The sequence below is a fragment of the Alishewanella sp. HL-SH05 genome, assembly GCF_052655985.1.
Genome location: NZ_CP199753.1, coordinates 1,541,753 through 1,566,905, shown reverse-complemented (window position 1 = coordinate 1,566,905; position 25,153 = coordinate 1,541,753). Strand labels below are relative to the sequence as shown.

The window sequence follows — 25,153 nt, the reverse complement described above, 5'->3', positions numbered from 1 at the left end:
CCTTAGTTTTCAGACATTTTGAACAGCGTTAACTTTGCCAAACGCTGTTCAATGATGTTCTCTAATTCAATATATCGGCTATCGGTTAAACTACCGAATTGATTTATAAAGGCCTCTTCACTAAGCCCTTCTGGTAACTCACTAATCGATGGAAAAAATGCCTGTTCAAACTGTTCAGTAGAAAGTTGTCGAACCTGCTGCGGATCAATATTAACCAACTGTTGCACTAAGTTGATACCCGCTTTATTTGCGGCCATATCAATAAAGCTAAAACCACTACCACCTCGTCCTGCATCGTTGATTTCTTTTAAAGAGCCAATTTGTTCGGCTAAAAAGGCATTTCCCAAGTTTTTAAATACGGCTGAATACAAAAAGTGCAGGGGCAAATCTCCACGACCAGATAACGTCACTCTCGGCAGTTGAGGTACCTGATCTGGCGTCAAGCTGGTATTGGCATAACGTGCAAAGCGTTTGTTACCCAACCCCACCGCTAAAGCCCAAAGCGCACTGATATATTGCTGCTCTAAGTCAGCGTTGTCGGCACGATGCAAGGCAAACTTAAAAAGGTGCTGCATATAAAATGCTAAGCGACGCTCATTCTGATTACTCTGGTAAAGCCGAGATAGCTCGTCGAGATACACCTGAATATCTGGCGCCGGATTTTTGTTGGCACTGAATAAAGAAGATTGCAGGCCTTGTTCAGCATAAAGCTTAGGATTTAACTCAACGTTAATGGGTTGCGATGGCTTACGGCTAAAAGAAACTTGCTGGTTTGTTACTTGCCCCATGCTGATTAATTGCAAAATTTGTTGATCTGAGGGGGAATCAAGCAGAGCGTGAATACTGGATTCAAATAAGAAATGAGCAAACCGACTAGGAATGGTAACGCGTCCTAATTTACAATCTTCAACTCTAAAACCCTGCGTTGTCTCATTAAAAAAACAGGTCAGCGGAATTAATCTTTCACTAAAGATACCTGGCAAGGCATACACCAAATGCACCACTACACCGGAGTCAAAAATAGAGCCGTGAAAAACGAAGGGTTTTAGCGTGTGACTCGCGACATTAAACATGGCATCTAAATTGGCTTGGGTCAGTGTTATCGTTAAATCAGCCGAATCGCTTTTTAATTGACGAATGCTTGAAGAGAGCAAGTTTTGCGAAGACACCACATCGTTACTGGCTAGGTTGCGTTGCTCAACTTGCCCCGGCAAAGTAAACAACCAAAACAACAGTATTAGCAACAATGCCACAATTGCTATGGTTTTGATTAAAGCCCTAACCAGCTTTTTAACCACTCGCATTTTATAACCTCTAAAGCCGCTAACACTAAGAATCAGATACGTAAATTGCGCTGCAGATTAGCATATTTTCAGCAATAAATGCGAAATGTTCACGATAGAAAAAAGGAACAATATATTAATCTTTAACAACCGGATTTTTGAGTTGTGAGTTGTGAGTTTTGAAGGATGAATATAGATGACTTCCCCTAGGGGATTCGCTCCCCGGCTTCCGCCGTGCCAAGACAACAGCGCGGTGTCCGCACCGCCATCACGGCGAATATAAGTTGCGAGTTTTGAGTTTTGAGTTTTGAGTTTTGAGTTTTGAGTTTTGAGTTTTGAAGGATGAATAAAGATGCCTTCCCCTAGGGGATTCGAACCCCGGCTTCCGCCGAGCCAAGACAATAGCGCGGTGTCCACACCGCCATCACGGCGTGGAAACAATTAAAATGCGTAGGAATTAGTTTGAAATTGGCGTCCCCTAGGGGATTCGAACCCCTGTTACCGCCGTGAAAGGGCGGTGTCCTAGGCCTCTAGACGAAGGGGACGCACTGGAAATTGGTGGAGCTAAGCGGGATCGAACCGCTGACCTCTTGCATGCCATGCAAGCGCTCTCCCAGCTGAGCTATAGCCCCGAATATAATAGAATCGAGTCTGGGATGGTAACCATTAAAAATAATGAATTAATGGCGTCCCCTAGGGGATTCGAACCCCTGTTACCGCCGTGAAAGGGCGGTGTCCTAGGCCTCTAGACGAAGGGGACATAACAGTGAAAAGCGTGACTGAATTGGCGTCCCCTAGGGGATTCGAACCCCTGTTACCGCCGTGAAAGGGCGGTGTCCTAGGCCTCTAGACGAAGGGGACGCTGTAACAGTCTGAAAAGTGTAAAATTTAGTGGCGTCCCCTAGGGGATTCGAACCCCTGTTACCGCCGTGAAAGGGCGGTGTCCTAGGCCTCTAGACGAAGGGGACGCAATAAAATTTTGGTGGAGCTAAGCGGGATCGAACCGCTGACCTCTTGCATGCCATGCAAGCGCTCTCCCAGCTGAGCTATAGCCCCACACTTTTCTGTGCCAACTCTAAACTAAGCTTATCGTCGAACACGGGGCGCATTCTAGGGTGGTGCCTCAAAAGTGTCAACAGTTTTTTATAACAGCCCGATTGTTCGAGTAAATTTTAAACTATCACCAGCCTTAATCATGTTTAAACCATTAACACGCTTTTGTTTAGTGTTAGCATTGAATTTTGTATACACTACGCTTTGTTTACCGATGAAGAGCTTCTGGAAGGATTAACGATGTACGAGTCATACTATGGATTTACAGAGCGGCCTTTTCAACTCACGCATAACAGCAATTGGTTTTTTGCTAGCCGTTTGCATAAAAAAGCGCTTGCTTATTTACAGTATGGTTTAACCCAAGGCGAAGGCTTTATTGTTATCACGGGTGATGTTGGTACCGGCAAAACCACGCTGGCCAGTCAGTTACTATCTATGCTCAATCAAGATGAAATTGTTGCCAGACAAATCGTAACTTCAAAACTACAGCCTGACGATCTTATTCGGATGATCGCCAGCTCGTTTAATCTTAAAGTTGAAGAAAACAACAAAGCCAGCTATCTCGATGCTATCTACATATTCTTAAAACGCCTGCATTCACAACATCGCCGCGCATTGCTTTTAGTCGATGAGGCGCAGAACTTACCTTTAGAGTCGATTGAAGAGCTGCGCATGCTATCGAACTTTCAAATAGACGGTAAGCCACTTTTGCAAAGCTTTTTACTGGGGCAAAACGAGCTTAACCCCATTATTCAAGCACCCAATATGGAACAGTTTCGGCAAAGAATCATTGCCTCAAGCAATTTGGTGCCATTAATCGAGGTAGAGACCAAGGAATACATACAGTTTCGTTTACATATGGCTGGCCTAAATCACCCGCTGTTAGAAGATGACTGCTTCTCACTTGTGCAAACGTTCAGCCGCGGTATTCCCAGGCGCATTAACCTACTGATGGACCGCGTGTTATTGCTTGGTTATCTGGAGCAACATAAAACGATTAGTGCAGAGCATGTACAAAGCGTGATTAATGAGATCTCCGAGGAAATTGCTCACCAAGCACCTGCCAGCCCACAAAATATTAAAAGTGAAAGCGAAGCGCCAACAGCGACATCACCCTCGCCTGCCGCGCTTGGCAGTGCTTCAGTGCAGCAGTTATTAGATGAGTCTTTAGAGCAGAAACTTAAGTTAATAAAAGAGCTTGATGAACTGATTCTGCAACGTCAGCAACAAGCAAAATAAGCTACAGCTACCGACACACATAAAAACGGCGCTTAATGCGCCGTTTTTATTTTAAATACAACACGTTTAACCTTAGAAACGATATTGATATTCTAACCAAACGCGATTCTCAGCATTATCAAATTCCGATTGATTTGAATCACGATCTAACCTACGAAAAGCTAGCCTTGCAGTAGAATGTGTATTGATAGTACGTAAATAACTTAACGAGGCAGACAAGTTTTTATCTGTTCTTAATTCAGTTATGTACTTAGTGTTGTAATGCGTTACATCAAACAGCAGTTTGTTATGCTCGTTAAGTAACCAAGATGCCTGCACACTGGCACTTTGATTAGTATTGGCCGCACCCGTTTCTACATATTCAGTTTCACTGTCTGAAAAAAGCAGATTCAACGCCAAACGATTTTTGCTGTAAGCGATGTTGATACTTTCGCTTCTTACTTTTACCAGCTCTTGACGCAATTCAGCGTTGTTAATACTGACCTGCTGTAACGACTCACCAAAAACAGGCACATATTGATTTGTTGGAGGCTTAAAGCAGGCATTAAAGTCTGATGCACCATCAGGACAAACAAATACACCAAGATCTTCTAATTCATTATCGAACAGATTTTGCGTTCGTACATTTTCAGAAACACTTAATCTCACCGACAAGAAACGCAAATCATACTTACCACTTAAGCGCATAGTTCGACCAAAATAGCGGCGGTCAAATGAACCCTCTAAGCTGGTTCTGCGGCTTAACGCTAATAAGAAATCTGACGCGACATAGGTGTCTGTTTCTGTTTTTTGGTCAAAAGCATTGGAGTCGCTACGGTTCATCGTTAAATTTATACGTGACTTCGCGCCAAAACGGTATTCCACGCCGCCGCCGAAATAGTCAAAACTATTATCGTAAATTGAGCCATTATCCGCTCTTTCAGCCCCTATACGACCAAAAAACGAAAAATTTGGAGCAAAAGGCACACCAACAGCAATGTTATACAAACTACCTGAAATGTTATTACCTAAATCACGCTCTGTTTCTTGTAAACTTGCTTCAAATAACCAAAAGAAATTTAGCCCGCGATTATTGGTACCTAACCTTAAATTGGCATTATAGGTATCGGTATCAAAGTTAGTAAAACTATCATCAACAATACTTGTTGCTGCTTCAGATTTACGATATTGCACTGCAATATCAGTGAGATAGACAGCTGAGGGCGAATTACTATAACGAACTTCAGTGCCATAACTATTCGCTTTACTAAGATTCTCTGCACCAGTAATTTTGTCAGAAAAAATACCCAAACGGCTATTTCTCACTAAATAGTTTTGTTGCGCGTTAAGCTGCCAAGATAAACGTTTGTTTAAAGCGGTAATTTGGTTCGCAAATTGAAATTCGTTATAACTGCGACCATCACGTTGGGCATCATCATAAGCAACGGATTCATGCTGCCAAACCAATTGTGTTTGCATATTGGCTGACTGACGGTTAAAAACTAAGCCTGGAGATAACTCCCAAGCCGTACCATCATCCGTCTGATCCGGCTCGGTAGTTTCAATCTGATAACTATATAACGCCGTTTTAAATAACGGCGTTATCTTGGTCTCAGCAGCACTTAACGCTGTTGGCAGTAATGCAGCCGGCAATAACAACAACAGCGAGTGCAAACTCGCTTTAACGGGAAACTGTTGCTTGTTATTCAGCGCCGTAATAATAGCCATAACCATATCCTTTGCCCTGATTTCGGTGGGCTTTGTTGATAACAAAACCCACAGCAAGACTTTCTGGCAGTAATGAGGCTGCTTGATCAATCTCAGAGACTTTAGACCGATTCTCTTCTACTACAATAATTGCTTGACCACACATTGCCGCTAAGACCGCAGTTTCATTCACACCAAGTAATGGTGGTGCATCAAAAATAACCAGACGATCAGGATAACGCTCGGCAAACTCTCTCGATAATTTCAGCATTTTTTCACTGGCGAGTAACTCTGTAGATAAATGATGCGGTCGGCCTGCGCCAATAATTTTTAAACGTTCAACATTAGTCGAATAAATAATATCTTCCACACTTAAACTATCCGACAATAAATAATCAGTAAGCCCATGCTCTAAAGTTAAATTCAACGTTTTGGAAACTGACGGGCGCAGCACATCGGTATCAACCAGCAAAATAGTTTTATCTTGCTCTAACGCCATACTCAATGCCAAATTTATAGAAGTAAAGGTTTTACCTTCGCCTGGCCGCGAACTCGAAATTAACACTAGATTGGGATGATGCAATGTAGTACTTAATTGCCCAAACGCATTATTAAGAATTTTTCGCTTGATCACGCGGTATTCTTCATTAATTAAGCGCCGCTCTGCGGATAAACTGACAAAGTTCTTTTGGCGCAGCCCGTCAAGATCTAAAGTTATTAGTGGCTTAGCAGACTTTTCTTTATGTACCTTTTCGGTTGTTGCAGCGTCAGTAACAGTATCTGCTACAGAGGCTGCCTGTGGTTGGTTTTGTTGATTGGCTTGCTGTTGCTGTATTGCTTTTTCAATTAAACTCATTGGATAACCCTCAACAACATTGCTGCAGGCTTACCAAATAGTAACTCGTTCACCATCAAGCCCATATATACCATCAACAACATACCGCTTAGCATAATAAAATAAAACAAATGCGTTCTGCTCACTTTTTGAATTTGCTTTTTATTGGTATGCGATACCACACCAAACACCGGAAAGGCAGAAATGCTTCTTAATTGCGCAGCACTGGTTAACACAGGTGACAATAAGTTTCTTAAAAATGCCATGCCCACACCAGCACCTATGCCCGCAAAAAGAGCTAAAGTATAAAATACTAAGCGTTTAGGACCAGAAGGTAGCATTGGCACTCGTGGGGGGTCTATAACACGGAACTGGCCTTCTGACTCTGTTGAGTCTACCTTACGTGCCATTTCTGCCGACTCACGACGAGACAGTAAGGTTTCATATTGCGCTCGGTTAGTATCATAATCTCGGTTTAACGCAGCAAATTCAGCTTCTACTTGTGGGATTAAGTGCAGACTATTTCTAAGCGTTTGAATTGTTTCCTCTAGCTTGTTAATCAAGATTTTTTTAGAAACAATTTCAGACTCAAAACTAGAAATGCTGGTTACCAAGCTTTGGTAAAGCGGGCTTTGCATGAGTAAAGCGGCGTTAGTTTCTGACATACCACCGGTTTCTTTTAACAAAGCAATTTCATCTTTGCGTTGTTGTTCTAACTGCTCAAGTAAACGAGTAAATTCAACAACATCGGGATGGTTTTCAGTGAAGCGTAATTTCAAAGTAGATAACGTACTTCGTACTTCAGCAATTCGAGCATCAAACTGTGTGGATGGCGCTCGCCCCTCACCACCTAGGCTGGTTAATTCATTTATGTCGCGCTTAGCGCTTATTATCCGTTGCTGTAACTGCTGAATCTCAAGTTCCGCACTTGATTTCTCTGCTTCGGCTTGACTAATTCTATTGTAATAATTAGCCTCGCCCCCTTCCAGAATAGTCATCTGATTACGACGAAACTCGGAGCGTTTTCGTTCTGCCTCTATCAAGCGGCGCTCGTATTCTTCGATTTGTGCGGTAATAAATCGCTCAGCAGAAAGTTGATCAGAGCGGTTAGTGCCTAAACGTGTTTCAATAAATACACTTAACATTTCTTGAACAACTTTTAACGCTAATTGCGGGTCACTATTTTCATAAGAAACGGTGTAAATGTTTACTTCACGCCGACCGCCTTGCACGGTAAGCTTGATGCTTTTTTCCAAATCATCAACAACTTTTTCAAAGTCTTTGCTGCTTAAAGCGACTTTACCTAAATCGGTTTTACGCGCAACGTTTTCAAGATTAGGCCGTGTTAGCACTAACCGAGCTAAGGCCTGCACTTCCATCTCGGCATTACGATTAACCGTGAGGCCACGAAGTAACGGTTCTAAAATAGATTGCGTATCAAAATAGACCCGCGCATCGGCTTGGTAAACCGGTGGCATCTTATAAATGGCAAACCATGCAGCAGGGCATATTAACCAAGCTGTAATAATGACATATCTACGACGGATCCAAATACCATGCAATTGAATTAACAATTGCTCAATAGCCTGGTTTAACTCCTTCATGTACTACAAACTCCGTGATGCGATAAGGGTAAAAGCCCAGCGCTGTCGATTAAAACCATGCTTCAGGAACAATAATGATGTCACCAGGTAAGATATCTACGTTAGCGGAGATTTCACCTTCACGAACTAAGTCATCTAAGCGGATGTTATAAGTACGTTGTGAACCATTGGTGGTACGCACTAATTTAGCATTATTGCCATCTGCAAATTCTGTTAAGCCACCTACCGTAATCATTACATCGAGCAATGTCATGTACTGGCGATAGTTAACGGCTTGCGGATTGAGTGCTTGGCCAATAACGCGAACTTGCTCGCTGTAAGGCCCAACAAAATTATTCACTGACACTGTAACAACTGGATCACGAATGTACTTAGCTAAAATAAGCTCCATGTCACGCGCAAGTTGCGTAGGAGTTTTACCGCTAACCTCTACATCCTCAATTAAAGAGGTAGAAATTTTACCGTCGGGTCGAACAATAAAATTGCCAGAAAGCTCTGGGTTACGCCAAACGAAAATAGTTAAAGAATCATCAGGACCAATCAAATACTGATAGTTATCAACAGAGGTCGTGACTGAATTCTGCACTGATGCACGAGGCAGAGTACTATTTTGGGCGCAACCGCTAAGTAGCAAGGTTGCCGCAAAAAGCGCGGAAAGAGTAGTTTTGACGTTTAACTTGTTATTCATAAAACGTGTCCTTGTGTCTAATGCATCATCAATATAACTAAAAGTTCGTCATTTAGCTGCTTTTTTTGAAGGTTAATTTCAAAAACGCAACTAGGAATTCAGCTTTAATTCAGCTAGATTACTGATCGACATCTAACTAGTTTAAAGGTACTATCAATGCAATGTCTATTTATATTACCTAAACCGCCATTCGTGATGTTTATCGCTGCGAAAAACGAGTCAAAATACCAGCAAGTACCAAGGATGTGTTATGTTCAGCACAAGGATTAATCGCTCTAAAGTATCAGATAAAATACTGATGTTGGGCGAAATTAGCTTAATTTTACTATCAGCCCATCTTGGTTTTATCCTGGCTGACTTCGTTTTAACAGAACCTATGGTATCGCTAACCCTGGAATGGGAAATGGTGTACATCGCTGTTTTCACCTTTTCTACCATGCTTTGCACACTTTCCTTAGGGCTTTATGATCACAAACTGCGTGAAACGAGTTCAGGTATTGTTAAACGCGTATTTCTCACCCAATGCTTCAACGTTTTATTTCTAGAATTTATTATTTTTAACATCGCCGATCACATTGATGTGGGTTTTATACCTTTATTAATTTCTTCCTTGATTACGGTAGTGCTTATCAGCAGCTTCCGTACGTTTTTTCAATATCACGACTTAGTCAAGCTTAGTCGCCGCAGAATCTTAGTGCTGGGCTCTGGCGAACGCGCAGCTATTATTGAAAACAGAATGCGTCGCGATGTAGACCGACGTTATTTCGACTTAGTAGGTTTTGTGCGCATTGAAGGGGATAAAGAAGGCTATATTCCTGAAGATAAACTTATCGACATAGACTATTTAAACGACTTATTTACCTATGCTGAAAAACACAAAATTGAACAATTAGTGATCGCCTGCGATGAGCGGCGCAATATGTTACCTGTAGATTTGTTGTTTAAATGCAAAACACGCGGCATTGATGTTACCGACATCCTCGACTTTATTGAAAGTGAAACAGGGCAAATTGCTGTAAACCTTATATACCCAAGTTGGGTGATTTACTCTAATGGTTTAGCACGCAGCAAAAAGTTTAGAACGAATTTAGATTATCGCTTAAATGCCATCTTAGCCATATTCACACTGCTACTAACATGGCCCATCATGCTGTTCACTGCCCTTTTAATTTATTTAGAAGATGGCAGAAAAACCGGAGCCCCTGTGCTTTACCGCCAGATTCGTGTGGGTTTTGATGGCCAACCGTTTCATATCATTAAATTTCGCAGCATGGGTATTGATGCCGAAAAAAACGGCGCGCAATGGGCTACCACTGATGACGTGCGCGTCACTCGCGTTGGCCGTTTTATCCGTAAATATCGTGTTGATGAGTTACCGCAGTTAATTAATGTGCTTAAAGGCGAAATGGGCTTTGTAGGCCCGCGCCCAGAACGGCCTGAGTTCGTAGACCAACTGGTTAAAGATATTCCCTACTACGCCCAGCGCCATAACGTTCGCCCCGGCTTAACTGGCTGGGCACAGTTGAAATACCCTTATGGTGCGACAGCAGAAGATGCCTTAGAAAAATTAAAATTCGATCTTTACTATATCAAGCACCGCAGTTTGTTACTTGACCTGACGATTCTGATTAGAACTGTAGAGATTGTAGTTTTGGGTAAGGGCAGATAACAATATAGACATTTGTTGTGCTTGCTAAGTTGTATTTAACTTTTAGGCTTAATACTGTGAACCAATTTAATGGTATTTAAGACAAGCAATTTTATGGAATTGTAAAATGCAAACTAAATTGCTTGTAGCTATTATTACTTGCCGCAGACCCCAAGGCCTTACTAGATTAGTCAACGCTTTGTTAAAACAAAGATTGAGCCATTCGACAGCAGAAATTTTAGTCGTTGATAATGCATGCCAAACTGAAATCGCAAGTTTAATCAATAAAATATCTGAAGAAGCGCCATTTAAAATACATTATCAACAGGAGGCAGAACCAGGTATTGTTGCTGCGCGAAACAACTGTACTCGTTGGTTTTTAACCGGCGATTATGATGCATTAATATTTATTGATGATGATGAGTGGCCTGCGGCAGAAGATTGGTTAGAAAAATTAGTAGAAGCTCAACTTAAATACCAATGTGATATTGTTACTAGTAATGTAATTTCTGTTGGTGAATCTGGCACACCAAACTGGGCAACGCAACTTTTATATGGTGAAAATCATTTAATAGAAGGTCAGCAAGTTAAGATTTTTTATACTAATAATCTTTTACTCAGCAGAACTGTTCTGGAAAAGTTTCAACCCACCTTTGATAGCCGTTTTGCCATGACTGGTGCAAGCGACTATCATTTTGCACTGCGTTGCACCCAGGCCGGTTACAAAGCCTACTTTACTGAAGCGCCCGTAATTGAAGAATTTCCAAAATCTAGAGCCACCCTAAGTTGGTTTTTACGCAGGGGTTTCCGCTCAGGCATTGGTTATAGTCGAAGTCATCGGTTTGAAGAAAGTACAATAATAGCTTTAGGCCGTTGTTTACTAATGTTTTTAGTTAGGCTCGGTTTCGGTTTTATAAAATGCTTACAAGGTGCACTAACGTTAAATAAAAAAGTCTGGATAGAAGGATTATTCAGATTTGCTTCTGCTGGTGGCACAATCGCAGGCCTATTTGGTATTAAACATAATGAATATAAAAAAATTCATGGAGCCTAATAACTTGGTTCAGATATTAATGTTTTATTCTGACAAAATAAATTGCGCTTAAGGTAAAAACGAGAAGATGATGAAAAAATCAGTCTCTTTACTGGTCATAACTAATTTATTTCCAGTGCCTTGGGCACCACACCGAGCCAGCTTTAACCAACAACAGTTTGCTTTACTTGCTGAACAATTTCCGCTGCGAGTACTAATCCTTGTTCCTTGGTTAGAATGGCTTAAACATAGAAAAGATTGTGTCAAAAACACAGAGCGCTGCTACGTGCCCTATTTTTATTTACCACGTTTCGGACGTCGATTAACCCCTTATTTTCAAACTATTTCGCTTTGGTTTAAACGCAAGTGGATTAAGCAAAGCAAACCGAGCCATATTATTGCCTCTTGGGCCTACCCTGATGCCATTGCTTGTTTAATGTTAGCCGATAAATTTAATGCCAAGGTGCTGGTGAAAGCGCATGGTACTGATGTTAACGAAAATACTGAATTTCCAGCTCGCCGAAAGCAGATGGCACATTGGCTCAACCAAGCACAGACCGTTTTTTGTGCTAGCAAAGCGTTAGCCGATAAACTGATTGCCACTGGCATTGACCCGGCTAAGATATGCGTGAATTATAATGGGGTTAACCCAAACATTTTTTTCCCTGCAACAACAGAACAGCAAACAGCAGATATAATATTTATTGGTAATTTATTAACCACAAAAGGCGTTTATGAGTTATTGGATGCTTATAAGCAAAGCCAAGCTAACAGCTTAAATGAACACTTTCCGGCGTTACACTACATTGGCCAAGGCCCTGAAAAACAAAAAATAGCTGAGCGAATCCAAGCACTTGGGTTAGAGAAGCAGGTATTTTTACATGGTGTTTTACCCTTAAAAGAAGTCGCTGAACGGTTACGTACAGCTAAATTATTAATACTTCCAAGTTATCGTGAAGGTGTACCTAATGTGGTGTTAGAGGCATTAGCCAGTGGCGTACCCGCCATTGCCACTAATGTAGGGGGGATCCCCGAAGTGGTTAGCGAAGAAACAGGCATCTTAGTCCCCGTAAAAGATAGCACGGCATTGAGCGCTGCAATAGACAAAGCTCTGCAGCACCCTTGGTCAAAAACTGCCTTATTAGAGCATGCTAAGCAGTTTAGTTGGCCAAAAAATATTGGTACCTTTATTAGCCGGATGAATTTAGATGCGTAATTTTTTACAAGATATCCGCTATAAACAGCAGTATTTTCAACAGCAAGGCTATAACACCTCACTTCTTCGGGCCTTTCTAAGTGATGGTAGCTCTGCTAATTTTTTATATCGATTAACAAGTTGGCTGCAGTGGCACCACCTTCAGCCGCTCGCCTTAATCGTTTTATGGCTTAATAAAATACTAAACAGTTGCATGTTGGGCGCGGGTTGCCGCTTTGGCCCCGGCTTAATATTAATGCATCCTGTAGGGATTATAATTAACTCCAAGGTAACGGGTGGCGACAACATTATTATCCAAAGTGGTGTAGTGATCGGCGATGAAAGAGGCAAAGCACCGGTGCTTGGGCGCAATATCTTCATTGGCGCAGGTGCAAAAATTATTGGTGATGTGAAAATTGGTGACAACGTAAAAATTGGCGCAAATGCCGTAGTAGTTAAGGATGTACCCGATAATGTAACCGTAGTTGGCATCCCAGCCAGAATAGTCAGTAAGCGAGCTTAATAATGAATGTTTTTTTATTTTGGCTAAGCATAAGCTTATTACTCTATACCTATGTGTTATACCCAATATTATTAAAATATCTGGCAAAACCCACTAAGCCGCAACCTCAAACGCTAAAACATTGGCCAGACGTTGATGTGATCTTGTCTGCCTTTAATGAAGAGCTCTGTATCACTCAGCGGTTAGAGAATCTGTTAGCGCAAGATTACCCGGGAAACCTGCATATCTTAGTCGCATCAGACGGCAGTAGTGATAACACTGCAGTATTGATCAAAGCTTTCAACGATGAACGTATAACACCTTACTGTTTTGAGGAAAATCGCGGCAAAATTGCCGTGTTAAACGACTTAGTAGCAAATGCTAAGGCAGATTACTTAGTACTAACAGATGCGAATACCGAATTTGTTCCTGATGCTATTCGGCAACTGATTTTAAGTTTTACACCTGATATTGGCGCCGTTTGCGGTGAGCTGCACCTGGTTACCGAAGGCGGTAATCAAAATAGTGATGGTTTATATTGGCGCTATGAACAATTTTTAAAGCGGCAAGAATCAACACTCGGCGCCCTACTCGGCGCTAATGGTGCCATCTATGCTATTAAACGCAAACTATACCAACCGCTAGCCGCTAACACTGTTGTGGATGATTTTTGTATTGTGATGAATATCAAAAAACAACATTACAACATTGTTTATAACGAGAAAGCGGTTGCTTACGAAGAAGTAGCACCTTCCTTACAAGATGAATTTGGACGTAGAGTAAGAATTGGCCTTGGCAATTACCGCGCCTTTAGTAGTACCTTATGGGCACTATCACCGACACAAGGTCTCTTCAGCTTGTGTTATTGGTCACACAAGGTTTTACGCTGGTTTGCACCTCATTTAATGTTACTCGCCTTGATCTGCAATATGTTGCTTATCAACTCACCTTTGTATCTAACGCTATTTGTTGGGCAAATCACTTTCTATGCAATCGCAGTAATAGGAACCTATCAAATCAACAAAGGTGCTAAGGTGAGCAAATTAATTCAAATTATTAGCTTCTTTTCATCAATGAATTTAGCATTAGCCTTTGGGTTTGTTCGTTTTATTCGCAACAACGAACGCGGTGGCTGGAAAAGAACAGCAAGACAAGGAGAAATAAAATGACAGTGGTTTTGCTGTTTATACTTTTAATTACACTGGCGCTATCAGCGGTTTATCTTGTGCTGAAACGCAAACATATGCACAACTGGATTGGCCCTTATCTTTGGCAATGTTTAAAACCGAAACCAAAAGTTGAAGGCCCTGTTCACATAATGTTCTGCTTTGTTGACCACTTTGAGCCGCAATGGAAAAACAAAAACGATATCGAACTAGAACGAGCCAGAGTTGATCGCTGGTATAACGATTACCCCAAAATGGCAGAAAAACATCGTGATGCCGATGGCCATTATCCAAAGCATGTTTTCTTTTACCCTGAAGAAGAATATCGGCATGAGCACCTAGCAAAACTATCCGATCTTTGTGCTAGAGGTTTTGGAGAGATCGAGATCCATCTGCACCATGACAATGACACTGCAGAAAATCTTAGCAAAACACTCACTGGCTTTGCCAAAATATTACATGAACAACATGGCGCATTACCGCTAAACCCTACAACAGGGCAGATTCAATATGCCTTTATTCATGGTAATTGGTCATTAGACAATTCCCTACCTGATGGTAAACATTGTGGCGTAAATAACGAGCTTAAAGTGTTAAAAGAGACAGGTTGTTATATAGATATGACCTTGCCCTGTGCACCAAGCCCTGCTCAAACTAGCAAAATTAACAGTATATATTACGCTACCGGCCAAGACGGCAAATGTAAATCGCATAATAATGGAATCGATGTGGAAGTAAATAAAACCGCAACGGGTGACTTAATGATCTTACAAGGCCCCATTGGATTAAACTTTGAGTGGCGAACGCCTAGAGGTATGCCGCATATTGAAAATAGTGATGTTCGTAAAACGGCTCCGCCACTAAAAAGCAGAATAGACCAATGGGTAAACAGTAATATCCACGTTAAAGGCCGCCCAGAATGGGTATTTATTAAAGTACATACCCACGGCACGCAAGAAGTTGATATGGAAACCTTATTAGGTGAACCACGCGACTTTTTGCATAGCTACCTTGAAACAAAATACAATGATGGCCAAGAGTATGTTTTACATTATGTATCAGCACGTGAAATGTATAATATTGCCAAAGCAGCAGAAGCTGGTAAAACAGGAAATCCAAACAGCTATCGTGATTTTATATTAAAAAAGCCCAAATTCAAATTTAAGGTTTAATATAAAAACCATGAAATATAAAATAATAAAAATTATTGAGAAAATAACAACTACATTTCATATTGATAAAATACTTTGGCGTTTTTTATCACCAGGTTTGTATGTTTTCAATTTTCATAGAATTGGCTCAAAAAATGAAAGCGAGTTTGCAAGAGATGTTTTTTCGTGCTCTGAAGTTGCTTTTGAAAAAATCATACTCACGATAAAAGGTAATTTCAGAATTGTATCAGCAAAAGAACTTGCAAATTCGATAGCTGAAAATAATAAAATTGTAGATCGTATTGCTTTAATAACCTTTGATGATGGATACATAGACAACTATACTGTTGCATATCCAATTTTGAAACGGCACGATGTTACAGCGCTTTTCTTCCTATCGACATCACTTATCAACTCGCAACGAGTTGCTTGGTGGGACGAGATTACTTTCTTATTACGACAAAGCATTGGCTGTAGAGTTACACTCCCTGATAGTTCATCAACAATCCTGTTAACAGAAGAACATATCGAAAATCAAATTCAGCTTTTTATACAAAATACAAAAAGACAACGAAGAACAAACATACCTAAAATTTTAGCCGAATTACATCAGTCTCTAAACGAGCCTGTTAAGCGGCTTGAAGATGCGCCCTCACTTTTTATGTCATGGGATAACGTTAAGACCATGGTAGAAAACAATATGGAAGTAGGCTCACACACAGTAAGCCATCAGATATTAAGTAGCTTAAAAAATGAGGAACAGACTTACGAAATATTTGAGTCAAAAATAATTATCGAAACAGAGTTAGCACAAACAGTAACGGCATTTGCTTACCCTGTAGGTAGTAAAGATTGTTACAATACAGTTTCCAAAAAACTTTGTGAGCAAGCAGGTTATGCCCTAGCATTTAACAATCAACCTGGAATTAACAAAATGATAAAAGATCCATTTGACTTATACCGGATTTGTGTCGATAGCGATAATATACATAAATTCCGATTTAACGTTTGGATGAATAGTTAATGAGTGAAAATACCCTCAATATTTTACATATAGTTTGTAGTTTAGAATTAGGCGGTGCTGAGCGTTTTGCTATTGATCTCTGTAATATTCAAAAAGAGCACAAACACTCATCAGCAATTTTCAGTCTTGGCAAGCAAACAGATGCGTTGGTAAGCGAAGCAACTGATCTCAATATTAGCGTATATCACTTTCCTAAAATAAACCGATTACAAAAATATCGATTTTTTTTAGATTTCGTTAAAAAAAATAATATTCAAGTATTGCATCTGCACAGTCCTAATTTAATAAAGTTCCTTTTACCCATTCTTTGGTTTTTAGCTAAAAAAATTAAAATAGTTTATACACGACATGGTGCAGGCCATTATTCTTCTTCGTCATGGAAACTAATACATCAACTTACAAAGCAGTTTATTCATGTTGTAACTTTTGTTTCAGATGACGCACGAGACATATTTTTAAAGCACCACGAGTGGAAAAATTATCCAACGAAGGTTATCAAAAACGGCATTATTGTTCCTAATCAGTTTGATAGAGCGAAACAAGACAGTCCAATATTGAGAGTAGCTTCGATTGGTAGAATGGATCCGATTAAAGGACAGATATATTTGTTGCAAGCTTTTGCTGATATGCAAGAGAATAAACGTAAAAATTTTGAACTACATTTTTTTGGACATGGCTCAGAATATCAGCGATTAAAAAACTTTGTTGAGCAACACTTAACATCAATGGCTGTTATTTTTCATGGGATTATTAAGGACAGAGAGCGAATATATTCAGCTATTGATCTTCAGGTTGTATGTTCGAAAAATGAAGGATTATCCTTAGCCATTATGGAAGGAATGGCAAGAGCAATACCGGCAATTGCAACAGATGTTGGCGGTAATCCTGAACTGGTCAAAAACGAACAAACTGGTTTACTTTATCCGTTTTCTGACACAGTGTCTTTAGGTAGATTATTAGTGGAGCTTAATGAAAACAGGGATTATTTAAGAATTCTTGGTCTAAATGCCCACTCATTCATAGTTAAGGATTACTCGCTGGAGTTGACATTTAAACAATACAATGAAGTGTATAATTGTTAAAAGGTGGATTTGTGCAAAACAATGCTTTTGAATAGCATTATTTTGCACCAAAAAATTGTAATTACAACGCTTCAATTATTGTAGAGATAGTAACTCTATGTTTACCACTTTGTGTAAGAGGTATATCGTCTACATATTGAAACATGATTTGTAGTTCAATTCCGATAGTATCAATTAAGCATGTTGATATATAAGCTTCTGAAAAGTCTTTATCAAAGCGATCTGAAGAGATAATTTTTAAGGTGATCTTATCAATTTCGTTTTGTACAACTTGAAACTTTTCGATACCGCTAATGTCTTTCAACATATGTGGAAAAAATTCGCCAGGTAACATCTTTCCAGACCGAGTAATAATCTTATCTAAGCGTCTACCATCAACAAATGCTAATTGCGACATGGGTAATCCACAAGCACATTTTTCTTTTTTTAACTGTGCTACATCCCCATTAACATATCGGATCAATGGCATACCGTAGTTATATAAATCCGTAATGACTACGTTGCCTATATCTGATGTACCAGCCCCCATATCATCCGTTATTTCAACTAACAAATGATCATCATTAATGTGAAGACCATTTTTATGAACACACTCTGCTGCTATAAGAGTAAACTCCCTACATCCATAGGTATTAAAAAGAGGAGCTGAAAATGCTTGCTCAATAACAATACGCTGTGTTTCAAATAACGGCTCTGCGGCAGATATAAGCCAATTAACCTTATGAACTTTAATTTTATTATCTAAAATATATTTTGCAATTTCAAACAATGGCCCTGTATAGGAAACAATGCCAACAGGTTTATAGCTGTTTACATAATCAACGTACTCATTTATGTTTTGATTAGACATAGAAAAAACGTTAACAATTTTTCTGTTGTAAAACCAATTATACAAGCGATCCTTAAGGGGATTTTTCTTCTGCAAACTACCAATTGCTGTGCCCCAAAAGTACAAAGTACGATCACCAAAACGACTACCAGACCAACCGTAACCACGCCAAGTAACCCCTTGTCGCCGATCATAATTTTCTCGATCATGCTCAAATTTAAAAGGGACACCGGTAGAGCCCCCTGTTGTTTTGGTTATATTTAATCCAATATACGATTTTGCTCGCATATCCATATAGTTATCACGAACTACATCTTTGGTTAAAAGTGGTAACCGCTCTAATTGGTTTACATCAAGCAAAGTTTTGGGATTAAAACCTATCTCATCCCACTGCTTTTGGTAAAAAGGTACTTGTTCATATGCATGAATCAACAAGTTTTTCAATGCGCAAAACTGCTTGTCTTTTAAAACTGATTGACTTATTTTTTGGTTATTAGAATATTCTTTATAAAATTTGAACGTCTTTCTCTTTTTAAGAAGCCCTTCATAAAACGGATAGAGAAAATTAAAAAAAATCTTTTGGTATAACATGATAAACAGTCCTAGACTTAAACAGCGTGTTCAAATAAAAATTGATTTAACTATGCGTTAGCATCTTTAATTTTAAGAATAAAAATCTCGAGTGTAAAAAAATGAACAAACTTTTCATCTACATCATAACAGCGATGTTAATTTTTTACAGTAATGAATCAGTGGCATTTGAAACTACAGTAAAACTAAAGCTCGATCCAGATTTATCTGGTACGGAAAATGAAGTAATCACTTTTGGCTTACCCATAGCAAAGTCTATGATCTTTGATAAACAAGATATCAGTGTTTTTTATAAAGGCATAGAGCAATCTATTTATATTGAAGATGGCTTACGCTGGCATTGGCTAGATAACTCTTTACGTTCGGTAACAATTCAATTAACTAATTTCGATATGCGTACCAACAACGTTGATAAGGAAATAGTCATAAAAAAACAGAAAGCAACAAAACCAAGAAATAAACTAAAAATCTCTCCAGAAAGGGGTTGGACCGCCGCAAGCGCGAAGAAAGCTTACATCAAATATCCAAGAGTCTTTGCAATACATGATTTAAACTATCTTGCAAATACGGATATTATACCACCATACAATATTACAACATTAAGGCAAAACCAACTGACGTCTCTTATGGGCAAAAAATTTACAAGGTTAATCGAAGATCTAGATTATGGTACAAGCACACATGGAGATTGGTTGTATGATCGTTCAAGTGCGCTATTCAAAGCATACTTAAATAGCGGAGACGTTCGTTATTTGAAGGAAGCTTTTTTATCAAAACAATTCTATTTTAGCCATATTAGAAATGATGGTTCTAATCCATCTGAAAATGGTGGTACAGGTTGTTGGCAATTTAGAGGGGTAGCGTGTCAAGATGGAAAGTATATCTACACCCAGCCAGCTAAACTTGCATTAGCATTACTTGGCGATAATTCACAATGGGATAATAATCTAATCAAAAATATGTCTCTACAAGCTGATTTGGGTAATTATCAATACAACACAAGAAAAATTACTAATAAGGAAAATCAAGGGTTTACGGAAAGAGCCGCGGGTATTACTGGATTAACAGAGGTTGTCGCATTTGAAATTACAGCGGATAAAGAAGTGTTTAACCATTATCAGCAAAGAATTAACAGTCTGAATGATATGCAGAACAGCATTACTTATTGGGAGAAAAAAAATAACTGGGTACCTAAAAGTGGTGCATTTCAACACAACTGGTTAGTGCATGAGAACAAATCAAAACCTTGGAATACCGCAAAAAACGATACTGACAATTACAGATTTAGTCCTTGGATGAGTGAAAACATTGCAGATTTTCTTTGGCATGCTTATCAAATTAGCGACCAATCTAAAATATCAAGTATGTTATTAAAACTCGGTAATGCAATTGATAATCATGGTTTTGCTTCAACCTATCTAAGTGGAACTGGCAATAATGCTATCTATGTAAGAAAGAATCATTATCAATCCTTAATTTCATGCCATGGTCATGATAATGACGCAGTAGAACTACTATACTCTGCATCTAGTGTTGCAAATGACCAAAAGCTCGCCATAGAACATAACAAAAATTCTTATACCGATCAGCACAATATTGAAATTGTTCTTCCTCTTGCTCTTGCCTACTATTTTTCTGAAAATAGAGATGAAAAGAATAGATTAGAAGCACGAATTGAGAAAATATTGAACCATTGGTTAAATGATGATATCAAGGACTGCTCATTGTCTATCGGCAGAAACTACCGAGCATTTAATTGGCAATATCGCTCAAACTCAATATCAACTTGGTTCTGGATAAAACCACAGTTCTAAGACAATAAGAGACAAAATCATTATTCAATTTCATAGTTATTATAGTCTTTTACCACAATTGCTGGATTACCGGCTACAATGGTCATCGGTGGTACATCTCTGGATACTACACTGTTTGCTGAGACGATAGAGCCTTTGCCTATAGTTACACCTGGACAAATAACTGTGTTGATTCCAATCCAAACATTATCTTCGATTACAACAGGTTTATAACTACCAAAAGTATTAATTCTATTCGCGACATCAGGAAAGGAAATATCATGGCCATTACCATCAAATATCTGGCAGTTTGCTGCTATTAAACAGTTATCACCAACTTTAACTAGCTGATAAGCGTGTATGCAGCTACCATTTATTCTGGTATTATTACCAATTTTAATAACCGCACCAGGTCTATCAGCTAATAACTTTACTGATGAGTGCATATTAACATGATAACCATCATTATTTGAGTTTAAAGTGACATTATAACCAATATGCAACTGACAGTTTTCCCTAATATCAATTATGGGGATACGATTAATATTTAAGTTCCCGCTTATAAAAATATTTTTATGATTCTTTATTTCATGAAAAAATTTTTTGATTTTTATGTAATTTATAATTTTAAAAAAACATTTAAATATATCAAAAAAAATCCACATACAAACTCCAGAAAAGTAGATATATCATAGAGTAAATTTCAAAGTAAAATAAACCATAAATATCATAACCCATGAGGCAAAGCCACATTTGATTAGGACACTATATGATAATAGATGCTTTAACTCCGGGATCATTTTAATTACTCTTAAATGAGAAGCTAAACTTAGACCGATAAATATAAAAAGCAAAAGAACATAAGAACGACTTAAGAAAAAAGCTGTCACTAAAAAACCAATCATCGAGAAAAATAATGCGTTATTTAATAATAATTCATCTTTTAATTTCTCACGATTTTCAACATCACTCTTATCAAAACGATTAACAGCGTCAGATTTTGAGACTTTGAAAATTCTATAGCCAATATATACAGTAAAAGTTAATGCGCCGCCCCAAAGAGTATAGCCTAATGTGCCGAGTTCAGAGGCAACAAGTATATAAGAGTTATGCGCTGTAAGCCCGTGCATATCAAAAAAATTCCCCTTGCCTACACCAAACAAAGGATTTCCAATTAAATACTGAATACCATCGTACCAGGCGTATAATCGCCCTCTTGCTGAGGCCTCTCCAGAATTTAAACCACCAAATTGAGATAAAAGTGTAGCAACAACAGGTCCAACGATGATCGAGAATATAATTAACCGCCCACCGCCATATTTTAAAAGAAGATAAAGACCAATTAACGAAGTGCAGCCTAATAAGGTCCCTCTTGAACCTGTCATATAAACACCATAGCTAAATATTAAAAACAAACATAAACATAATAATTTTGTTAAGCCGCCGCCCCTGTAAAAAAAGTACATAAGAAAGGGAATATTCATCACTAATAGCATACCCAAGTCGTTTGGGTCACTAAAAATACCAACATAGATAATTCTTCTAAGCTCCCCTCCTACAGCTTGGTTGCCCGCCCAACCAAAAGCATCAGGGCTAGTAAATTGAGTCCACCCGTTATGAACCATTACTAGAGAGGAACATATAGTGATAATCATAATGATTTTTTGTCGATAAGTAGAGTTGACAAGTGTTACAAACAAGAAAAGCGGGACGATGGATGATATTAATATATTTTGTGACTCAACAAGTCCATTCATACCCCAACCATTCAGAAATGCTGATATAGCGATTACAGGCAGCATCATCAGTAAAAATGTCTGCGGTGGCAACCACACTAATGGTCTATGCAAAGCGACAGTAAAAAGCAGGCAAGTTACTGTTATCATCATTACCAGCGGCATACCAAACATTGAGGTAACAAAATCTTGTGGCCTAATTAAAACAGCTAATAGATAAAAAACAAGGAAGAAAAAGGGTAACCCAACGCTTTTTGATTCATATGAATATCTACTTTTTCTATTATATTCTTTCATTAATTTCCAAACTATATCAAGTTAAAATTTAAAATTCATTTAAAAATAGATTTCACCTGCAAATTTCGCTCAAGCTTGCTAAATATGATCAGCCAAAAAAAAGTAATACTAAATATATTGAAGATAATGAAATATAAAATGAAGTAACTCCAACTTTCAATATTAATAATGTTGCTAAAATTATAAAACAGCACAAATGCCATAAGAGTAACAAATATAATTTTACCGATGATTTTTAGAAGTAATTTAAATTGGTGTCCGAGTGCATTTTTTATAATAGGCGTGAAAAAAATCAACTCTGTAATAATAGCTGATACAGCTAAAGAGAACGCAATACCCAATAGACCATACTTTATAGCGAACAATATTGAAAGAAACAGAGTGATAGCAGCGCCAAAAATATGGATTACAGGTAATATTCTATGTCTGGCCTTAGCAATCATGAACGTTTGAGCTGAAAGATAAATAAATTTGCCTAGTAGTGAAAAACTAAGAATTTTAATAATAATAGCAATATCTATAAACTCTTGGCCAAGCCACAAAACGATAAACGCTTCTGAAAAAATGAAGAGCGGAATAAAAACAACGAGCGTACTAAACAGATTTAGTCTAGTAATCAAACTTATGTAAATACTCTCATCAACATTTTTATCGCTGTTAAGGATACGATTTACAGCAGGACTTGTTACTTGGCTAATTATTGAAATAATATTTTCGCAATGGGTTACAAGTTGTTGTGCAATGTTAAAAAAAGCGACTGAACCAACGCCAACATACTTTGAGACTATATTGACACCAATTCGCTGACGAATAATCAAAGCTACATTACTGAGAATAATGTACTTTGAAAATGATATTATCCCTCTTGCACAACCTAAAGAAATTAATTTCACATTAAGTGAGATTACTGGCAATGTTTTCTTTAAGTATACAAACTTAACAATAAATGAAACTAAATCTGTGATGAGAAGCGCAAACAACAGACCGAACATGCCATATCCGTGCAATACTAGAAATATGGATAATATCCCTCTTACTATCTCAGTAATTGTACTGATGTTAGACTGAATGTTATCTTTTAAATTCGCTGCAAAAAAACTACTCGACGACATTAGTAAAAAATCTGTGAATACCTTGAAGCCTAAAAAATATAAAATTACACTTGCTTCACTTAATGATTCTGCAGGGAGATTCAAAATAGTTGGAAAGAAAACTGGTAATAGAACAATTGTTAATCCTAACAAACCCAATATACTGTGTAAGAACAGGCTTGTATTAAACAAAGTATTTATTTCATAAAATTTATCTTTTTCAATTAGAATTGCTGTTTCCCGTGTTACAGCTGAGTTAAATCCTAAGTTACTCATTCTGGCCCAGGCAACCATGTTTATAAGTAAAATCCAGATACCATAATCAACGGCTCCAAGTTCTCTTAGTAAAATAGGTGTCGTGATAAAAGTAAGTATTATCACAGCACCCTTTTCTGCTAACATACTTACTGCATTTTTAAATAGTGAACGAAGCATAAAAATTCCATCAATGCATCTAAGCATTCTTATTAGAATGAAATGATCATATAAAATTTCATAACAAAAAAATATAAATCATGATAAATATAACTGTTTTTAAGACAAAAATAGAGCTTGATTCCTTTCTAACAGACTCAGACTTGTCATTAATTGCTAATCACTCTATTCATGTTAGCAAATCTTGGTTGTCTTGTTGGTGTAAGTATTTTTTAGGCGTACATGACTTACTCTTTTTTTGTATCCATCGTTATGGAAATAACATTATCGCTGTATATCCCCTTTACCTGAAAAAAATTGCCCTAGGATTTGAGTTGAGGTTTATTGGATCTGGTGAATCTGAGATATCGGAAGTATCCAGTGAATTTCAAGATTTCATAATTAATAGTCAATATCTTGATGAATCACTTAGAATATTTACAAATCAAGTAAAAAAACTAAAAAATTGCTGTAAGGTTTCTTTTGAACACGTTCTACCTGATTCAAATTGTCTTCATTGGCTGAAGAGCGTCAAAAAAACTTTTTGGTTTTTGCAGTATAATTCACATTCATACAGATTTACTGTAAAAATACAAAACAATACACATGAACAAATTAATGCTTTGGTTCAAACCACACTTAGAAGACAGGCGCGTCGCTTTGTCGAAAGAAATGATGTTAGAATTTCATATTGTCAAAATACTAAAGAAATTCAACACTTTATGTCTTTACTAGCAGATATTCATACCTCTCAATGGAAATCTCGTGGGAAACTAGGGGCTTTTATTACAAGTCAATTTAACGATTTCCACAATGAGCTTGCGCAGATACTTTTAAAAGAAAAACGACTTTTACTCTTCAAAATAGTCTGTCAAGATTTTTGTGTTGCTGTATTTTACGGTTTTTACTATCAGGAAACTCTCTATTATTATCAGAGCGGAATTAGTGAAAAAAGCCCACTATTAAATACAGGTGTAGCAATGCATATCATTGCGATGGATCACGCTAGAAACCATAACGTTAAATTTTACGACCTTATGGCAGGGAAGTTACAGAGTTATAAATCACATTACACTAAGCCGTGCACAGAAGTGTTATCTGTAAGCTATACAAGTTACAAACTGTTTTTCATTCAGTCTATCAAAAAAGCAACTAATTTAGTTGCAAAAACATTGAATAGTATTATAAAAGATTAATGACAGCTCATAACTTG

21 protein-coding genes and 6 tRNA genes are annotated in these 25,153 nt (G+C 38.1%); 11 read left to right on the top strand and 16 right to left on the bottom strand.

The window, feature by feature from the left end; genetic code table 11:
- Nucleotides 1-2 precede the first annotated feature (2 nt).
- The 8 genes from ACUJFL_RS07200 to ACUJFL_RS07165 form a co-directional block, all read right to left on the bottom strand.
- Entirely contained in the window at nucleotides 3-1,304 is a 1,302-nt protein-coding gene (locus ACUJFL_RS07200) for a hypothetical protein (RefSeq protein WP_445428851.1), read from the bottom strand.
- A 57-nt stretch (nucleotides 1,305-1,361) separates the two neighbouring features.
- Nucleotides 1,362-1,724 (bottom strand): hypothetical protein, encoded by a 363-nt coding sequence (locus ACUJFL_RS07195; protein ID WP_445428850.1) that lies wholly within the window; start codon nucleotides 1,722-1,724, stop codon nucleotides 1,362-1,364.
- Between the two features lie 28 nt (nucleotides 1,725-1,752).
- Nucleotides 1,753-1,828: transfer RNA gene (locus ACUJFL_RS07190), tRNA-Glu, on the bottom strand.
- An 11-nt stretch (nucleotides 1,829-1,839) separates the two neighbouring features.
- Nucleotides 1,840-1,915, bottom strand: a tRNA-Ala gene (locus ACUJFL_RS07185).
- Nucleotides 1,916-1,967: 52 nt separating this feature from the next.
- Nucleotides 1,968-2,043, bottom strand: a tRNA-Glu gene (locus ACUJFL_RS07180).
- Nucleotides 2,044-2,068: 25 nt separating this feature from the next.
- Nucleotides 2,069-2,144: transfer RNA gene (locus tag ACUJFL_RS07175), tRNA-Glu, on the bottom strand.
- Between the two features lie 31 nt (nucleotides 2,145-2,175).
- Nucleotides 2,176-2,251 (bottom strand) — tRNA-Glu (locus ACUJFL_RS07170).
- Between the two features lie 12 nt (nucleotides 2,252-2,263).
- A tRNA-Ala gene (locus ACUJFL_RS07165) sits at nucleotides 2,264-2,339 on the bottom strand.
- 237 nt (nucleotides 2,340-2,576) lie between these two features.
- Between ACUJFL_RS07165 and ACUJFL_RS07160 the strand changes: the two genes are divergently transcribed.
- Nucleotides 2,577-3,575, top strand: a complete 999-nt coding sequence (locus ACUJFL_RS07160) for an ExeA family protein (protein ID WP_445426540.1) — start codon at nucleotides 2,577-2,579, stop codon at nucleotides 3,573-3,575.
- 72 nt (nucleotides 3,576-3,647) lie between these two features.
- On the opposite strand, the gene ACUJFL_RS07155 is transcribed toward ACUJFL_RS07160, so the two are convergent.
- The 4 genes from ACUJFL_RS07155 to ACUJFL_RS07140 are packed head-to-tail and all read right to left on the bottom strand — an operon-like array spanning nucleotide 3,648 to nucleotide 8,388.
- On the bottom strand, nucleotides 3,648-5,282 hold the full coding sequence (locus tag ACUJFL_RS07155; protein ID WP_445428849.1) for a TIGR03016 family PEP-CTERM system-associated outer membrane protein: 1,635 nt from the start codon (nucleotides 5,280-5,282) through the stop codon (nucleotides 3,648-3,650).
- Nucleotides 5,257-6,117: an XrtA-associated tyrosine autokinase gene (locus tag ACUJFL_RS07150; protein WP_226750828.1), complete on the bottom strand. Its 861-nt coding sequence runs from the start codon at nucleotides 6,115-6,117 to the stop codon at nucleotides 5,257-5,259. Before ACUJFL_RS07150 ends, ACUJFL_RS07155 begins: the two co-directional genes overlap by 26 nt.
- Entirely contained in the window at nucleotides 6,114-7,700 is a 1,587-nt protein-coding gene (locus ACUJFL_RS07145; protein WP_226750827.1) for an XrtA system polysaccharide chain length determinant, read from the bottom strand. Before ACUJFL_RS07145 ends, ACUJFL_RS07150 begins: the two co-directional genes overlap by 4 nt.
- Nucleotides 7,701-7,749: 49 nt before the next feature.
- Complete coding sequence (locus ACUJFL_RS07140) at nucleotides 7,750-8,388, bottom strand: XrtA/PEP-CTERM system exopolysaccharide export protein (RefSeq protein WP_445428848.1); 639 nt, start codon at nucleotides 8,386-8,388, stop codon at nucleotides 7,750-7,752.
- 250 nt (nucleotides 8,389-8,638) lie between these two features.
- Between ACUJFL_RS07140 and ACUJFL_RS07135 the strand changes: the two genes are divergently transcribed.
- The 8 genes from ACUJFL_RS07135 (at nucleotide 8,639) to ACUJFL_RS07100 (ending at nucleotide 17,189) form a co-directional block, all read left to right on the top strand.
- Nucleotides 8,639-10,057, top strand: coding sequence for a TIGR03013 family XrtA/PEP-CTERM system glycosyltransferase (locus tag ACUJFL_RS07135; RefSeq protein ID WP_445428847.1), 1,419 nt, complete (start codon nucleotides 8,639-8,641; stop codon nucleotides 10,055-10,057).
- Between the two features lie 106 nt (nucleotides 10,058-10,163).
- Nucleotides 10,164-11,090 (top strand): glycosyltransferase family 2 protein, encoded by a 927-nt coding sequence (locus tag ACUJFL_RS07130; protein WP_445428846.1) that lies wholly within the window; start codon nucleotides 10,164-10,166, stop codon nucleotides 11,088-11,090.
- A gap of 67 nt (nucleotides 11,091-11,157) precedes the next feature.
- Nucleotides 11,158-12,285, top strand: coding sequence for a glycosyltransferase (locus ACUJFL_RS07125; protein WP_445428845.1), 1,128 nt, complete (start codon nucleotides 11,158-11,160; stop codon nucleotides 12,283-12,285).
- Nucleotides 12,278-12,787, top strand: a complete 510-nt coding sequence (locus ACUJFL_RS07120) for a serine O-acetyltransferase (RefSeq protein ID WP_226750822.1) — start codon at nucleotides 12,278-12,280, stop codon at nucleotides 12,785-12,787. Before ACUJFL_RS07125 ends, ACUJFL_RS07120 begins: the two co-directional genes overlap by 8 nt.
- Before the next feature lie 2 nt (nucleotides 12,788-12,789).
- Nucleotides 12,790-13,935, top strand: a complete 1,146-nt coding sequence (locus ACUJFL_RS07115; RefSeq protein WP_445428844.1) for a glycosyltransferase family 2 protein — start codon at nucleotides 12,790-12,792, stop codon at nucleotides 13,933-13,935.
- Nucleotides 13,932-15,104: a hypothetical protein gene (locus ACUJFL_RS07110; RefSeq protein WP_445428843.1), complete on the top strand. Its 1,173-nt coding sequence runs from the start codon at nucleotides 13,932-13,934 to the stop codon at nucleotides 15,102-15,104. Before ACUJFL_RS07115 ends, ACUJFL_RS07110 begins: the two co-directional genes overlap by 4 nt.
- Before the next feature lie 10 nt (nucleotides 15,105-15,114).
- Nucleotides 15,115-16,107, top strand: a complete 993-nt coding sequence (locus ACUJFL_RS07105; RefSeq protein WP_226750819.1) for a polysaccharide deacetylase family protein — start codon at nucleotides 15,115-15,117, stop codon at nucleotides 16,105-16,107.
- Complete coding sequence (locus ACUJFL_RS07100) at nucleotides 16,107-17,189, top strand: glycosyltransferase family 4 protein (RefSeq protein ID WP_226750818.1); 1,083 nt, start codon at nucleotides 16,107-16,109, stop codon at nucleotides 17,187-17,189. The genes ACUJFL_RS07105 and ACUJFL_RS07100 overlap by 1 nt, the downstream gene beginning before the upstream one ends.
- A gap of 61 nt (nucleotides 17,190-17,250) precedes the next feature.
- On the opposite strand, the gene ACUJFL_RS07095 is transcribed toward ACUJFL_RS07100, so the two are convergent.
- Nucleotides 17,251-18,609: a phenylacetate--CoA ligase family protein gene (locus tag ACUJFL_RS07095; protein ID WP_445428842.1), complete on the bottom strand. Its 1,359-nt coding sequence runs from the start codon at nucleotides 18,607-18,609 to the stop codon at nucleotides 17,251-17,253.
- Between the two features lie 101 nt (nucleotides 18,610-18,710).
- Between ACUJFL_RS07095 and ACUJFL_RS07090 the strand changes: the two genes are divergently transcribed.
- Nucleotides 18,711-20,423, top strand: a complete 1,713-nt coding sequence (locus tag ACUJFL_RS07090) for a hypothetical protein (RefSeq protein WP_226750816.1) — start codon at nucleotides 18,711-18,713, stop codon at nucleotides 20,421-20,423.
- A gap of 20 nt (nucleotides 20,424-20,443) precedes the next feature.
- Here ACUJFL_RS07090 and ACUJFL_RS07085 read toward each other — a convergent pair whose 3' ends face one another.
- From ACUJFL_RS07085 to ACUJFL_RS07075, 3 genes are read right to left on the bottom strand one after another with little or no spacing between them, the layout of a single operon-like run.
- Nucleotides 20,444-21,067: an acyltransferase gene (locus ACUJFL_RS07085; RefSeq protein ID WP_445428841.1), complete on the bottom strand. Its 624-nt coding sequence runs from the start codon at nucleotides 21,065-21,067 to the stop codon at nucleotides 20,444-20,446.
- Between the two features lie 24 nt (nucleotides 21,068-21,091).
- Complete coding sequence (locus ACUJFL_RS07080; RefSeq protein WP_226750814.1) at nucleotides 21,092-22,435, bottom strand: O-antigen ligase family protein; 1,344 nt, start codon at nucleotides 22,433-22,435, stop codon at nucleotides 21,092-21,094.
- 35 nt (nucleotides 22,436-22,470) lie between these two features.
- Entirely contained in the window at nucleotides 22,471-23,961 is a 1,491-nt protein-coding gene (locus tag ACUJFL_RS07075; protein WP_226750813.1) for an oligosaccharide flippase family protein, read from the bottom strand.
- An 80-nt stretch (nucleotides 23,962-24,041) separates the two neighbouring features.
- Between ACUJFL_RS07075 and ACUJFL_RS07070 the strand changes: the two genes are divergently transcribed.
- Nucleotides 24,042-25,136: a GNAT family N-acetyltransferase gene (locus tag ACUJFL_RS07070; RefSeq protein WP_226750812.1), complete on the top strand. Its 1,095-nt coding sequence runs from the start codon at nucleotides 24,042-24,044 to the stop codon at nucleotides 25,134-25,136.
- Nucleotides 25,137-25,153 lie beyond the last annotated feature (17 nt).

What these genes read in the sequence shown, in the direction of transcription:
- ACUJFL_RS07200 (WP_445428851.1), bottom strand. Translation starts at nt 1,304, where the DNA reads ATGCGAGTGGTTAAAAAGCTGGTTAGGGCTTTAATCAAAACCATAGCA.
- ACUJFL_RS07160 (WP_445426540.1), top strand. Translation starts at nt 2,577, where the DNA reads ATGTACGAGTCATACTATGGATTTACAGAGCGGCCTTTTCAACTCACG.
- ACUJFL_RS07155 (WP_445428849.1), bottom strand. Translation starts at nt 5,282, where the DNA reads ATGGCTATTATTACGGCGCTGAATAACAAGCAACAGTTTCCCGTTAAA.
- ACUJFL_RS07150 (WP_226750828.1), bottom strand. Translation starts at nt 6,117, where the DNA reads ATGAGTTTAATTGAAAAAGCAATACAGCAACAGCAAGCCAATCAACAA.
- ACUJFL_RS07145 (WP_226750827.1), bottom strand. Translation starts at nt 7,700, where the DNA reads ATGAAGGAGTTAAACCAGGCTATTGAGCAATTGTTAATTCAATTGCAT.
- ACUJFL_RS07140 (WP_445428848.1), bottom strand. Translation starts at nt 8,388, where the DNA reads ATGAATAACAAGTTAAACGTCAAAACTACTCTTTCCGCGCTTTTTGCG.
- ACUJFL_RS07135 (WP_445428847.1), top strand. Translation starts at nt 8,639, where the DNA reads ATGTTCAGCACAAGGATTAATCGCTCTAAAGTATCAGATAAAATACTG.
- ACUJFL_RS07130 (WP_445428846.1), top strand. Translation starts at nt 10,164, where the DNA reads ATGCAAACTAAATTGCTTGTAGCTATTATTACTTGCCGCAGACCCCAA.
- ACUJFL_RS07125 (WP_445428845.1), top strand. Translation starts at nt 11,158, where the DNA reads ATGATGAAAAAATCAGTCTCTTTACTGGTCATAACTAATTTATTTCCA.
- ACUJFL_RS07120 (WP_226750822.1), top strand. Translation starts at nt 12,278, where the DNA reads ATGCGTAATTTTTTACAAGATATCCGCTATAAACAGCAGTATTTTCAA.
- ACUJFL_RS07115 (WP_445428844.1), top strand. Translation starts at nt 12,790, where the DNA reads ATGAATGTTTTTTTATTTTGGCTAAGCATAAGCTTATTACTCTATACC.
- ACUJFL_RS07110 (WP_445428843.1), top strand. Translation starts at nt 13,932, where the DNA reads ATGACAGTGGTTTTGCTGTTTATACTTTTAATTACACTGGCGCTATCA.
- ACUJFL_RS07105 (WP_226750819.1), top strand. Translation starts at nt 15,115, where the DNA reads ATGAAATATAAAATAATAAAAATTATTGAGAAAATAACAACTACATTT.
- ACUJFL_RS07100 (WP_226750818.1), top strand. Translation starts at nt 16,107, where the DNA reads ATGAGTGAAAATACCCTCAATATTTTACATATAGTTTGTAGTTTAGAA.
- ACUJFL_RS07095 (WP_445428842.1), bottom strand. Translation starts at nt 18,609, where the DNA reads ATGTTATACCAAAAGATTTTTTTTAATTTTCTCTATCCGTTTTATGAA.
- ACUJFL_RS07090 (WP_226750816.1), top strand. Translation starts at nt 18,711, where the DNA reads ATGAACAAACTTTTCATCTACATCATAACAGCGATGTTAATTTTTTAC.
- ACUJFL_RS07085 (WP_445428841.1), bottom strand. Translation starts at nt 21,067, where the DNA reads ATGTGGATTTTTTTTGATATATTTAAATGTTTTTTTAAAATTATAAAT.
- ACUJFL_RS07080 (WP_226750814.1), bottom strand. Translation starts at nt 22,435, where the DNA reads ATGAAAGAATATAATAGAAAAAGTAGATATTCATATGAATCAAAAAGC.
- ACUJFL_RS07075 (WP_226750813.1), bottom strand. Translation starts at nt 23,961, where the DNA reads ATGCTTCGTTCACTATTTAAAAATGCAGTAAGTATGTTAGCAGAAAAG.
- ACUJFL_RS07070 (WP_226750812.1), top strand. Translation starts at nt 24,042, where the DNA reads ATGATAAATATAACTGTTTTTAAGACAAAAATAGAGCTTGATTCCTTT.